Origin of the sequence: Faecalicatena orotica (genome assembly GCF_003149245.1) — a bacterium.
Classification (GTDB): domain Bacteria; phylum Bacillota; class Clostridia; order Lachnospirales; family Lachnospiraceae; genus Faecalicatena_A; species Faecalicatena_A orotica.
On sequence record NZ_QGDL01000007.1, the window covers coordinates 164,894 to 178,093 of the forward strand.

11 protein-coding genes are annotated in these 13,200 nt (G+C 48.4%); 9 read left to right on the forward strand and 2 right to left on the reverse strand.

What is annotated here, in order from left to right:
- Genes A8806_RS12505 through A8806_RS12515 form a run of 3 tightly spaced genes read left to right on the forward strand, consistent with a single transcriptional unit; the run spans window position 1 to window position 2,653 of the window.
- On the forward strand, window positions 1-705 hold the full coding sequence (locus A8806_RS12505) for a DUF5058 family protein (RefSeq protein WP_109731538.1): 705 nt from the start codon (window positions 1-3) through the stop codon (window positions 703-705).
- Between the two features lie 22 nt (window positions 706-727).
- On the forward strand, window positions 728-1,432 hold the full coding sequence (locus A8806_RS12510; protein ID WP_109731539.1) for a hypothetical protein: 705 nt from the start codon (window positions 728-730) through the stop codon (window positions 1,430-1,432).
- A 30-nt stretch (window positions 1,433-1,462) separates the two neighbouring features.
- Window positions 1,463-2,653 carry an amidohydrolase family protein gene (locus A8806_RS12515; RefSeq protein WP_109731540.1) on the forward strand — a complete coding sequence of 397 codons (1,191 nt, stop codon included), beginning with the start codon at window positions 1,463-1,465 and terminating at the stop codon, window positions 2,651-2,653.
- On the opposite strand, the gene A8806_RS12520 is transcribed toward A8806_RS12515, so the two are convergent.
- Together A8806_RS12520 and A8806_RS12525 are read right to left on the reverse strand one after the other, a co-directional pair.
- Window positions 2,644-3,939: a sensor histidine kinase gene (locus A8806_RS12520; RefSeq protein ID WP_109731541.1), complete on the reverse strand. Its 1,296-nt coding sequence runs from the start codon at window positions 3,937-3,939 to the stop codon at window positions 2,644-2,646. The genes A8806_RS12515 and A8806_RS12520 overlap by 10 nt on opposite strands.
- The gene (locus tag A8806_RS12525) at window positions 3,929-4,612 is read right to left on the reverse strand and encodes a response regulator transcription factor (RefSeq protein ID WP_109731542.1); all 684 of its coding nucleotides are present in this window, start codon (window positions 4,610-4,612) and stop codon (window positions 3,929-3,931) included. The genes A8806_RS12520 and A8806_RS12525 overlap by 11 nt, the downstream gene beginning before the upstream one ends.
- A 139-nt stretch (window positions 4,613-4,751) precedes the next feature.
- Between A8806_RS12525 and A8806_RS12530 the strand changes: the two genes are divergently transcribed.
- From A8806_RS12530 to A8806_RS12555, 6 genes are all read left to right on the forward strand, one after another.
- Window positions 4,752-6,989, forward strand: a complete 2,238-nt coding sequence (locus A8806_RS12530; RefSeq protein WP_109731543.1) for an extracellular solute-binding protein — start codon at window positions 4,752-4,754, stop codon at window positions 6,987-6,989.
- On the forward strand, window positions 6,937-7,848 hold the full coding sequence (locus tag A8806_RS12535) for a carbohydrate ABC transporter permease (protein ID WP_109731667.1): 912 nt from the start codon (window positions 6,937-6,939) through the stop codon (window positions 7,846-7,848). Before A8806_RS12530 ends, A8806_RS12535 begins: the two co-directional genes overlap by 53 nt.
- A 76-nt stretch (window positions 7,849-7,924) precedes the next feature.
- On the forward strand, window positions 7,925-8,716 hold the full coding sequence (locus A8806_RS12540) for a carbohydrate ABC transporter permease (protein ID WP_109731668.1): 792 nt from the start codon (window positions 7,925-7,927) through the stop codon (window positions 8,714-8,716).
- Between the two features lie 7 nt (window positions 8,717-8,723).
- On the forward strand, window positions 8,724-10,103 hold the full coding sequence (locus A8806_RS12545; RefSeq protein WP_109731544.1) for an efflux RND transporter periplasmic adaptor subunit: 1,380 nt from the start codon (window positions 8,724-8,726) through the stop codon (window positions 10,101-10,103).
- A 59-nt stretch (window positions 10,104-10,162) separates the two neighbouring features.
- Window positions 10,163-11,155 (forward strand): ABC transporter permease, encoded by a 993-nt coding sequence (locus A8806_RS12550; protein ID WP_181368700.1) that lies wholly within the window; start codon window positions 10,163-10,165, stop codon window positions 11,153-11,155.
- Window positions 11,139-13,187, forward strand: a complete 2,049-nt coding sequence (locus tag A8806_RS12555) for an oxidoreductase (protein ID WP_109731546.1) — start codon at window positions 11,139-11,141, stop codon at window positions 13,185-13,187. Before A8806_RS12550 ends, A8806_RS12555 begins: the two co-directional genes overlap by 17 nt.
- Window positions 13,188-13,200: the final 13 nt, after the last annotated feature.

Consider the following 13,200-nt stretch of genomic DNA (forward strand, 5'->3'; position numbering starts at 1 on the left):
ATGAAGACAATGGATTTAACTCAATTGAACAGCCCGCTTATGTGGCTGGGATGCGGACTGCCGGTGTTATTCTTATTGTTTCTGGCCGGAAGGACATGGAAGAAGTCCTATAAAACAGGACAGGAGATAGGGCTGGAGCAAAGCCAGCTAAAGGCTGCGATCAAAACAAGTGCAATTACGGCAATCGGACCGTCTATCGCCTGCCTCGCAGGAATGTTTGCCGTCATGGCAATCATGGGGGGGCCGGTGGCATTCATGAGGCTGTCCTTTGTAGGAAATTCCATGTTCGAGCTGATGGCGGCAGGGTTTGGTGCAGGAGCAACGGGAATTCAGGTCGGTGTCGATAAGATGACGGAGAATGGATTCATGGCCGCACTCCTTGTTATGATTTTAGGTTCTATTCCCTGGGTACTGTTTGGAACATTTGCTTCTGATAAGATGGACAAGATCCAGAATAAAATTGTAAAAAAAGTTGGAAGGTCCATATTACCTGTTATTTCAACAGGAGCCCTGCTTGGTGCGCTTGGCGCAAACAACGCAACCTACCTGACGGCAATAGATAAGACAACAATATCCTGTCTGTTAGGTGCAGCAATCATGGCAGCAGCGTGCATCATTGCGAAAACAAAAAACATCAAATGGCTTTCACAATGGAACCTGACAATCGCGATTTTCCCGGCAATGATTATCACGGCACTTTTGTAGAATAGAAAGGAAGGGTAAAAATATGTTAAAACCAGAAGAGGTAAGAGAGGATATTTATCAGAACAGTTACTTAAAAGGAATCCATAAAAGCGGTAAAATAGGCAACTATATCTGTGTTGTTTTCTGCTTTATCCCTGCGATTCTTGTTGCCCTTGTATATGGGATCGAAATCCCCTGGGCGGCAGTACTGACAGGATGGCTTTCCATCGCAAGTGCGATCGGGGTTGTATGGTTTGTAGAACCGATTTCCAATTTCCCGATTGTAGGTTCGGCGGGAACTTACATCAATGTTGTTGCAGGAAATACATCGAATATGCGTGTGCCCTGTGCGGTTATGGCACAGAAAGAAGCAGGGGTAGAGCAGGGGACGCCGGAAGGCTCCATCATTTCAACACTTGGCATTTGTACGTCTGTGTTTGTTAATGTGCCCGTACTGGCAGTCGGAGCAATCCTCAGCAGCGTTATTATGAGTTATCTCCCCCAGGGAGTGCTGGATGCATTTAACTATCTGCTGCCCGCACTCTTCGGAGCCGTATTCGTACAGTTCGCCATGACAAAGCCGAAGATCGTACCGGTTGCATTACTGCTCGGGATTTCATTCTGTTTCATGGTAAAGAAGGGCGTATTCAGCTTCCTCGGCCCAAACCCGAGCTATGTGACATCACTCGTCGGAACATTCGGAACAATTGCGTTTGCTCTCTGGATGTATAAAAAAGGAAAAATCTGATTCTGAGAAACAAAACAGGAGGGATTCTGTATGATCATTGCAGCAGATAAAATTGTGACCGGCGACGGTGCAACCGTTTTAGAAGATTCCGCTGTCCGTATAGATGAGGGCGGGAGAATAGGGAAGATTGGAACATGTTCAGCAGTAAAGACAGCATATCCGGGAGAAGAAGTCATATCATATCCGGGAAGTACGCTGCTTCCGGGGCTGATTGATTTACACGCACATCTGGGGCATTGGGGGTGCAGGCCGGCGCCCCAGATGCAGAACGATTACATGATGGCATATATTACCCAAAAGTATGCACAGGATGCATTTAAACGCGGTGTGACAACACTTCGGGACGTGGGTTCTCCGGAAGGGGTGTGCATGACGATGAAAGAGGCATCCCGGATGGGATTTTTCAAAATTCCGAGGATGGAATACTGCGGCAGCGCACTGTGCATTACGGGAGGGCACGGGAGCTCATTTGGACTGGGAGAAGGCGTGGAAGAGACTGACGGTATTGCTGCACTTCAAAGGGCAATCCGGACCCGGATCAAGCATGGCAGCAAATGGATCAAAATCATGACAAGCCACCGGTCAGACCTCTGCGAGTACAGTCAGGAAGAACTGGATGCGGCGGTCAGGGAATGCCACAGGCTGGGGGCTAAGATAACCGTGCACTCCGGGACACAGCCTTCCATTGGTATGTGTATCAGGGCCGGGTTTGATACGATTGAACATGCAACTTTTGTTACGAGGGAACAGATACAGGAGATGGCCGGTAAGAAAATTGCGTGGACCCCGACGATCCTCCCCTATACAGTCATTTATGAGAATCTGGAAAAGAAGTACGAAAATATAGAAGAAAAACCGAGAGAGTATTACTATTGCAAGGCGGCGGCCGATATGTATAAAGATCATTTTAAAGAGTATTATGACATGGGGGTGCTCGTAGGCGCCGGGACGGATAATATTACGGCAGCCGGGCGGACAGATTCATTTGTCGCAAAGGAACTTGCATATATGACAGAATATGGTCTTACGCCTCTTGAGGCAATCCAGACAGGAACTATGAATGGCGCAAAGGTCCTTGGCATGGAGGACCAGGTGGGACAACTGAAGGAAGGGCTGTACGCAGACCTGCTGATTGTAAACGGAGACGCGTCGAAAGATATCCTTGCACTTGAAAATGTCAATACAGTATATCTAAACGGCGAAGCAGTATATCATACATAAAATTCGACGGTAAAGGTACTCCCGCCCCCGTCCGTATCCTCCACCTTCAGCCTGGCCCCCTGAACCCTGGCAAGTTCCGAAGCGATAGAGAGACCCAGTCCAAAGTGCTCTTTCTTACTCCGGGACTTGTCGCCACGGTAGAAGCGGTCAAAAATGCGGCCTTTTTCTTCTTCCGGTACCCCGGCTCCGTAATCAACTACGGAGACAGAAACATGGCCCTGCAAGGTTTCTGCTTTTAGTAAAATCTTCGGATACCTGCTGTTTTCAAGCCCGTAAGCAGCCGCATTATCCAACAGGATGGTGAAGATCTGCAGGCAGAGTGCCGGATCCGCTTTTATCCGGGGCAGGACCATATCCGGGAGCTCGAGCAGCAGGCTGCTGTTCTTTGCATGGAAGACAGGTTCATACAGCTCCAGAAGATGCAGGAGTAATTCGTCAATTTCTACGTTTTCTTTCTGTATTGTCAGGTGGTTGGAATCCATATTTGCAAGAAGCAAAAGATTCTTAACCAGGGAACTGCCCCGGTCACACTCTTTTTGTATGACGGACAATAGCCGTGGCATTTCTAGGGGGGCATCCGCAATGGCTGCAGCATTTGCCTGAATGACGGCAAGCGGGGAGCGTAATTCATGGGAGGCCGCTGACACAAAGTCCTGCTGTTTCTGATAACTTTCCTCCAAGGGTGCTGAGGCACGGCGGACAAAACGCCTTCCGGCCAGATAGAGCAGGAAGACTCCAATGCAGTCTGCCAACAGAAACAAAAGCCCCATAATCAGGATGCGGAAATGTTCCCCGCTTTCATCGGATAAGAGGATTAGCTTTTTATAACTGGAATCTGTGCGGATAACCAGCACATTGCCAAGCCATGTATCATGGTGCTGTCCTTTTGTACGAAAGACAGAGCTTTGTAACGTGTTTGAGGAGACTGGCAGGGAATCCGCATAGATTCCTTCTTTTTCGGCCTGTCTGCCAGCCTGCTCCAGCAGAAAATCCCGGTTCTTGGTGGTTTCATATGTACCGGGGAAGAACAGGGGGGTCCCGTTTTCTTCGATATAAATAATCAGTTCATTTCGCGTTTCCATTTCTGCCAGATAGGAATCGGTAACCGTATTATCTGTCTGCAGTCTGGAAGTCAGCGTAAACAGATGATTCTGAAACAGCGACTGCCGTTTGTTTTCCAGCGATACCAGTGAAAAAAGAAACGTAAGAACAACAATCAGGGTCAGAATCAGGCCCGTACTTAACGTATATAAAAATATCAGGTTTTTCTTAAACTCACGAAACATGTGGTCCCTCCAGACGGTAGCCCAGGCCGTGCATGGTTGATATAACCGTCTCGCTGTGCAATGTCTTCAGATGTTTTCTCAGGAAATAAATATAAGTGTCTAAATTCCCGTCTTCTACGGCAGTATCCGCGCCCCAGATCCGCAGGAATATCTGTTCCCTTGTCAGTGTCTTTTCGGGATTGCGTAAAAAGTATTCCATCAGCAGGGCAGCCCGGCCGGAGAGCCGCAGTTCCAGCCCGTTGCACTTCAGAATCCGGGTATCCGGTGTAAAAGAAAGGTCGCTAAAAGCAAGGTCCTGATGCTCGGAAAGGATGGCCGGGCGTCGGGAAAGAGCGCGGATTCGCGCCATCAGTTCTTCAATCGCATAAGGTTTGACCAGATAATCATCGGCACCGCAGTCCAGCCCGTCGATCCGGTCGTTTACAGTATCTAACGCAGTAGTCAGGATTACCGGGACCGTGATATGGTTCTGGCGTATGGCGCGCAGGATGGACAGCCCGTCAATCTCAGGCAGCATCCTGTCCAGCAGGATCAGTTCGTACGAGCCGTTCAGGGCATGGTATAAAGCATCACTTCCCTTATGGCAGCAGTCAGAAGAATGGTTTCTGGCTTTTAGCTGAAGCTTAAGGGCATCGCAGAGTTCTCTGTCGTCTTCTATGATCAAAATGTGCATAATTAGTCCCCCTCGTCCTGTAATAAAAACATTATAGCAGATAAATCTCAAAAAAATCTTAAAAAAAAGAATCTGGCTTTCAAGATTTTTTGAGATAGTTTCTGTATGATAGATAATAAAGAATGTAAGGAGGGGTGTTATGAAAAATATGTGGAAATATACAATTGTATTTTTGTTGATTTTATCATTGGCAGCCGGGGGGCTTACAGGCTGTAAGGGCGATGGTAAAAAGAAATCCTCCGGAAAAGGGCGGTATGTTGAAAAGGACATAGAATTCCCAGTGAAGGAGGGACAGGAGCAGTTCATGAGTTTTTTACAGTCAAAGGATGGCAATCCGCTGTTGTTTGCAAGCAACTACCTGAGGGCGGAAATCGCCCGGTACGAATATGTGGATGGAAAATGGGAAGAGACTGACCTTGACTGGTTCAGCAGACTGCACGATGAAGGAATGCCGACGATTGGCAAGGTGCGGGATGTACAGGAGTCTGATGATGGCACACAGGTGGTAATCATGCAGGGCACTGCGGGGACCCCGGACATTATATGCCGCGGGAAAGTAGGAAGTGCGGGAGAGATTCTCGATATCCCTTATGTGACAGAGAAATCGGGAAACCAGTACATGGCGATTACCAATATGGTGATAGACAAAGAAGGAAACTACTGGATGAATGATCTGAATAATTTGAAAGCCGTGGTCATCTCACCGGATACACTGGAAACTATTATGGAGGTGGATTCTGCTTATTACGGCGATGTATTTTCCGGTTATGGCAGGCTTGCAAAAGGAAAGGACGGAAGCATAGCAGTCCAGGCAGAGGATGGCATCTGCAATATATATGATGCCAAAAGCCTTGAAACAAAAGGTAAATTAACATTCGAAAAGGGTGAATGGCCTGCATTATGCAGTGATGGCAGCAATTGGTATGCTGTCTCCGAAAAAGGAATCAGCCGCTGCCAGATTGGCAGTGACATGACGGAAATTATGATGGACGGCGGCATGGGAATGATGGGACAGCCCAAATACAGGGCCGGTTCCGTAATCATGGGTAGTGATGATGATTTCTATGTGCTTTACGGGCAGAATAAGGACTATGATTATAGCCTGAAGCATTATGTTTATGATCCGGATATCTCAGCAGTACCGGAAAAGACACTGACTGTGTTTGGCTTGTCGGACAATGATACGGTTCGTCAGGGGATTCAGGAATTCCAGAGGAAGAACCCGGATGTCAGGGTAGATTTCCATACATCAGGCAAAGAGGACAGCGAAGTAACTTCAGATGATATCCGGACACTGAATACGGAATTGCTCAGTGGAAACGGCGCGGATGTGCTGCTTATGGATGGCCTGCCCCTGGATGCCTATATAGAAAAAGGGACACTGGCGGACCTGACAGACTTCACGAAGGAATTGACAGCCGAAGATTCCTATCTGGATAACATTTTAGAAAATACGGCGCAGAAGGATGGCAGGATTTATGCCCTGCCAATAAAATTCAGGATTCCAATTATGTATGGAAGCCCGGAAGTCCGGGAGGCATTAGAGTCAATTGATTCTTTGGAACGTTATCTGGACAAAAAGCCCGATGCTACTGTTTTTAGCTTTCCTGACCATTGGTACATCAGAGATCTTCTCTTTCAGCTATATCACGAAGAGATTGTGAAAACAAACGGCAAAGTCGATCAGAAGAAGTTAAGGACGCTCCTTGAACTGGAAGAAAAGATCTGTGAAAATGCAGGGACAAAAGAATTCGAAGAACGAAACGGTATTACAGAGAAGTACAAGGATTCCGCGGGGGTATTCACCAGCTGGGCAGAATTTGGGATTATAAAGCATCCGGATACAGCAGAAACCGCAGAGATTTCCAGTGTGCCCGGCATGACCTTCCCTTATGGAATTATGCGTGAGCTAAGCCTGTCCCCGGTATCTATCCAGAATCTGTATCATCCGGTCGGTATCGTGGGAGTGAACCAGAACAGCACCCAGAAGGATTTGGCAGAGGAATTCCTAAAATTCCTGCTGTCCGAAGAGGTACAGTCGGTGCAGCAGAAAGAGGGACTTCCGGTTCTGGCAGATTCAATGGACGGCCTGAAGGAAGAACTTGATAGTACATATATGAATTCACTTAGCAGTGGATGGAGATTTGAAACAGAAGATGGAGAAATGGAGTTTATTGCATTTGGATATGCAGTGACGGAGGAAGAACTTCGGGGCCTGCTTGACATGAGCCGGACACTGACCAAACCTCTGATACAGGACCGTGCCGTATGGGGCATTTATCAGGAGAACGCGGAAAAATATCTGGAGGGCAGTATCGATGTGGATGAAGCAGTTGAGACCATTGCGCAGAAGGCGGATACCTATCTCGCAGAGTAAGAAGACAGAATACCGGACGGCATACCTGTTCCTGCTCCCAAGTCTTTTGGGAGTGGGAGGGTTCGTCTTCCTTCCCTTTCTGGATGTCTTCCGGCGCTCCTTTTTACAGGCATCCGGACACGTGTTTGTAGGGTTTGGGAATTACCGGACTGTGCTTCAAAACGAAGCTTTCCAAAGGGCGGCAGGCAATACAGCGAAGTTTATTCTGGTCTGTATCCCGCTGCTTCTTACATTGTCCCTTAGTATTGCGGTATTCGTCCAACAGAGCAAAACATACCAGAAACTTATGAAGACAGGGTTCCTGCTTCCGATGGCACTGCCGGTGGCATCTGTGGCAGTCTGCTTTAAAATGATATTCGACCGGCATGGCTGGCTGAACCTGTTCCTTAGGCAGTTTGGAGGGAAAGGGGCGGACTGGCTCTCTTCGGACAGTGCTTTCTGGGTGCTGATTGCCTGTTACGTGTGGAAGAATCTTGGATATGACATGGTGCTGTGGCTGGCAGGGTTAAGTGCAATACCGAAGGAGCAGTATGATGCGGCTAAGGTACAGGGGGCAGGGCGGTGGGCTCTTTTTCGCTATATCACCCTGCCCCAGCTGGCAGAGACGATATTCGTAACGGGACTTCTCTCCTTTATCAATGCGTTCCGTGTCTTTCGTGAAGCATACCTGCTCTCAGGGGATTATCCGGACAAAAGCATCTATATGCTGCAGCATTTGTTTAACAACTGGTTTACCAGTCTGGATATCCAGAAAATGACAGCCGCAGCGGTGATGCTGGTGCTGTTGATAGGAGGGATCTTAAGCGGTGAGGAATTTTGGAAGAACTGCCGGGAGAAAAAGGAAGAGCAAAGGAAATAGCGGGGGCGTAAGAAGGAAGAAGAGGCAGTTATTTGATGGTGTGACAGGTCTGTTCCTGTTTTTAGTACTGGTTATCATGGTATCGCCGCTGCTCCTGATCGTATCCTATTCGTTTATGGGAAGCGGAGAGCTCAAGGAAGTGTGCGGTGCAGTTCTGTCAGGGATGAAAGGGATGGCGGGATTCAGGTTCTTTCCTGCATATCCCACGCTTCGTGCATACGTGCAGATCCTTCTGGATTCACCGGAGTTTTTTACATCTTTCTGGAATTCCTGCATACAGACGGGGGGAATCCTGCTGGGGCAGTTTCTTGTGGCAGTCCCGGCCGCATGGGCATTTGCCAATTTCAGGTTCCCGGGAAAGAATGTGTTGTGGTTTCTTTATATGCTTCTGATGATCCTGCCGTTTCAGGTGACGATGGTTTCCGGATATCTGGTTTTAAACAAAATACATCTGATGGATACGTTTGCAGCAATCATCCTGCCGGGAATGTTTTCCACACTTCCGGTCTTCATTTTAAGGAAAACCTTTGCAGCAGTTCCGAGAGAGATCATTGAAACGGCGAAGGTGGACGGGGCGGACGAGTTCAGGATTTTCCTGTCCATAGGACTGCCATTGGGAAAGGCGGGGATCTTTGCAATCCTCATCTTAGGATTTCTGGAGAGCTGGAACGCGATTGAGCAGCCCATGACGTATTTAAAGACAGCGGCGTATTGGCCAATGTCACTGTATCTGCCGCAGATTATGGAGAAAAATGCTTCTCTTGCGTTTGTAGCTTCTATGATTATGCTGGTGCCGGCACTTCTTTTGTTTTTCTTTGGACAGGATTATCTGGAACAGGGGATTGCTGCATCAGGGCTAAAGGGGTAGACAGAATATGGATAAAAAGAAAAAACTTGCGGTTCGCATTCTGGCCGGATTTTTTATCACAATGGCGGTATGTACTATTATTGCAAGGGCGGCGGCATCTTTGATGGTTGCACAGGTGAACGTGGACAAAGTAAGAAGGGGACGGCTCACCTATTCCTATACGGGGAGCGGGAAGATTGTGCCTGAGAAAGAAGAGCAGATTTTCCTCTGGCCGGGCCAGCAGGTAGAAAAAGCTGCAAAGGAAGGGAGTACTGTGAAGAGGGGCGAATGCCTTGTACAGTTTCGCGGGGAATATCTCTTAAAGACTATTGAGCAGAAACAAAGTGAGGTCGAGCAGCTTAAGCTTAGGCGCGAACAGCAGCTTATTTCCACGAGGGAGACACAGAGGGTACCGGCTTCTGCAAGTGCAGCGCTTGCCCTTAAGTCTGCCGAAGACCGTCTCGCACAGGCATGGCAGAAGGAAGCAGACGCCCAGTATGCCTATGATTCGGAGGAATTCGAAGAATTGAAACAGCAGCTATATCAGGAAGTGCAAAGTGCTCAGGCGGAAGCAGCGTCTTTGGAACAGGCGGTGACAGATGCCCGGAATGCTTATGATTTAGCCTGCCAGCAGGATGCGGCACAGGAAGAAAACGATGCAAATGCCAGGGAGGTTGCTGAATTGGGGATAAAAGATCTGGACATCCAGATCAGACAGGCAGAGGAAGAACTGAAAAAGCTACAGGAATATCAGGCTGCCGACGGTAAAATCTATGCAGAAAAAACTTGTGTGATACTGAAATCAGGCGTGCAGGAAGGGAGTATTTCCACAGGGACAGAGATGCTGACGGTTGGAAACAGCGGATGGCGCCTTCAGGGGACTGCCGGTTCAGAGGAGAAAGAGGTACTGGCAGCAGGACTTCAGGTGGAAATTGAAACTTCTTCATCAGAGAAATATAAAGTAGAGATTGAGTCAGTTGCGCAGGGCAGAGACGGGGAGAACACGGGAATCCTTTCCGGCCAAACTGGCAATGCAGACGCCGGAGGCGATCCGGCCGCAGAGGTTACTTTTTGGTCTGCTTCCCTTCCGGACGGTATGGTAGCGGCATACAATGAAACTTTTATCTGGAAGACAGAGATAGAAACCGAGGAAGAGTTTGACCAGATCATTCCCCAGTCAGCGCTCCGGGAGGGTGCATCTGGCTACTACTGTCTGGTCCTTTCAGAAGAAACCGGCATGCTTGGGACTGTTCAGGCAGCAAAAAAGGTGAATGTAAACGTGATAAAAAAAGACGGTGAGAAGGCGGCAGTTGAAGGCGGTCTTAAAAGAGACAGCCAAATCATAGTATCTTCTGACAAATATGTAGAGGAGGGTGATCAGGTACGGATAAAGGAAAACGAAAACTAATATGTTATCTGATATTGGCAGCACTTCTACTGTTGGTGGATCTTTGGCTGTTCAGCCGCATGTCTGTACAGGAGGAGTTTTCTGAACACCTGAGTATGCGCTTCCGGGAGGGAACTATTTCGGAAGGGGCATTCGATGCCTTTATGGAAAGCCGCAGTAAAGAAGAGTTTTCTTTGGCGGCCGTGTGGAAATCAGACGGTGAGGCAGCGGCAGCAGCAAAGAACACAGGAAGAAGAGAGCAGTTAAAGTGCTATCGTATCAAAGGACAGCCGGAGGCAGTGTTTGGGGTGACGCTGTGCCTTGGCCGGTATTTCTTTCAGGATGAGGAGGATGCCTGCCTGCTGGACCAGAAAGCGGCACAGTGTTTATTTGGGACAGAAGATGCTGTGGGAAATATTGTGGAACTGGACGGGAAAAAATATCAGGTTGCAGGAATCCTGTCAGGCGGCAGGATGGTCTGCGCCATCCCGGCAGATAAAGGGGCTGCCTTTGACGGGATCGCGGTCTGCAGAGCATCGTCAAAGCAGTCTGTTAAGAACAGCATCAAAACATTGGAAATGTATTTTGGAAACGCGGATGAAGTGATTGACGGACAGTTCTACTTCTCATCCGCGTATATTCTGTTTGCCCTGAATCTGGCGGTGACATGGTTCATGATATGCTTTTTAATCGGTTTTTCTGCCAGCCGGCCAGTTAAAATATTGTTTCTGGTAACCGGAGGGGTATTTGCTGTCCTGATTCTGATCATGGGAATACGTTTTTCAGGATTAGGGAGAGAGTATCTCCCTACTTACTGGTCAGATTTTGAATTTTACGAAAACTTATGGAGGGAGAAGGCGGATGCGGTAAAGCAGCTTTCGAGGCATCAGGAATTCTGGCAGGAACAGCTGATATGGACACGGTGGCTGCAGGCAGTCATAGGGAATCTTGTTCTTATAGGCGTGCAGATACTGACTGTGTATGTTACAATAGACATAACACGAAGCATGCAGCTTCATACCAGAAAAGGAATGCACAGGAAGAGGAGGAATGAGGATGGATCCAAGGCTTGAACCTTTATTTACGCCGTGGCGTATCGGAAACTGTGAGATTAAGAACCGCATTGTTTTAACTTCTATGGGAGGGACGAATCTCTTAGGGTGGATGGAGAAGAACCATTTTGACAAAGACGGGGCCCGCTTTATCATGGAGGTGGCAAAGAATAACGCCGGACTGGTGCTGCCGGGGTGCCAGCCGGTCTACAACCCGATGTTCGGGCAGTGGCTTTATAAGAACAAAAAGATGTATGAGGATTTAAAAGCATGGCTCCCAGAATTCCATAAGACGGGGGCAAAGCTGTTTATCCAGCTGACGGCGGGCTTCGGACGCTCTTTTACGATCAGCGGACTGATGGAGACTCTTTACACAAATAAGTTTTTAAGAGTAGTCTCCAAACCGTTTATGGATCTGGATAAGATTACGGCGACAGCCAGCCCTTCACCGAACCGGTGGTCTGATAAGGTGCCGTCAAGAGAGCTGACTGTGGAGGAAATCCATGAATATGTAGAAGCTTTTGCGAAATGTGCAAGGCTGCTTCAGGATGCCGGCGTGGACGGCATCGAGATCCATGCTGTACATGAGGGCTATCTGTTGGACCAGTTTACCCTCAAATATGTGAACCACCGCACGGACGAGTATGGCGGCTCTTTCGAAAACCGTTACCGTTTTCCGGTGGAGATCGTGCAGGCCATTAAGAAAGAATGCGGGAAAGATTTCCCGGTATCTTTAAGATACAGTGTCCGTTCCATGACAAAGGGATTCCGGGAGGGGGCCCTGCCGGGCGAGGATTTCGTAGAAGCGGGAAGAGATATGGAAGAGTCCGAAAAGGCTGTGAAATATCTTCAGGATGCTGGCTATGATATGCTGAACTGTGATAATGGTACATATGATGCATGGTATTGGGCACATCCGCCGATCTATATGCCTGAGAACTGTAATCTGGAGGATGTGGAGCACATCAGGCAGTTCGTGGATATCCCCGTTGTATGTGCGGGCCGGATGGAACCATACACTGCGGCCGAATCCATTTCCGCAGGGAAAATCGACGGTGCAGGGTTTGCACGGCAGTTTCTGGCGGACCAGGAGTGGGTTACAAAGATGAAGGAAGGCAGGGAAGAGGACATCCGACCCTGTATTTTATGCCATAACGGGTGCTTTAACATGTGCCATTACAAGGGCGTTGCAAATGACCAGGAACTTTCCGACAGCCTGCATTTGTCAAGATGCGCGGTTAATGCAGAGACGATGCAGTGGGATAAACACTATATTCATAAGGCATCAAAGCCCCAGACAGTATCCATTATCGGCGGCGGTATCGGAGGCATGGAAGCGGCAAGGGTATTAAAACTCAGGGGGCATGACCCGGTTATTTATGAAAAAGACAGTGTCCTTGGGGGAACTTTTATTCCGGCAAGTGCGGAATCCTATAAAGAGAAGCTTAGAAGCCTGCTTGCATGGTACAGACGCCAGATGGAGGTACTGGGTGTAAAAGTGAATCTGAACCACAAAGTCACAGATACGGAAACGTTTAAGGACGGCCCTGTTATTATTGCCACGGGTTCTGTTCCGAGGCTTCTGAAAAATGTGCCCGGTTATGAGCGTATGATCGAGGCATGTGACTTCTTAAACGGAGCAGAAGCAGGTGACACGGTGGCTGTGATCGGCGGGGGGCTGACCGGAAGCGAGATCGCATATGAACTGGCATTGATGGGAAAGAATCCGGTCATTGTGGAGATGAAGGATGACCTGATCTCCCAGACAGGTGTCTGTCTTGCCAACAGTTCTTATCTGCGCGAATGGTTTGCACTCCACAAGGTCCCGGTTTATCTGGAGACGACATTGAAAGAGGTAAAGGAAGGTTCTGTAATCTGCCGGACCAAGGATGGAAAAGACATAGAGATCGCATGTGATTCGGTCATTAGCTCTGCGGGATATATACCAGATCCGTTGGATAAGAAAGGGGCATATCTGGTAGGTGACTGTAAGAATGTAGGCAATCTCAGGTCAGTGATCTGGGGCGCGTACGAGACGGCAATGAAAATATGATGGGAGGCCGGAT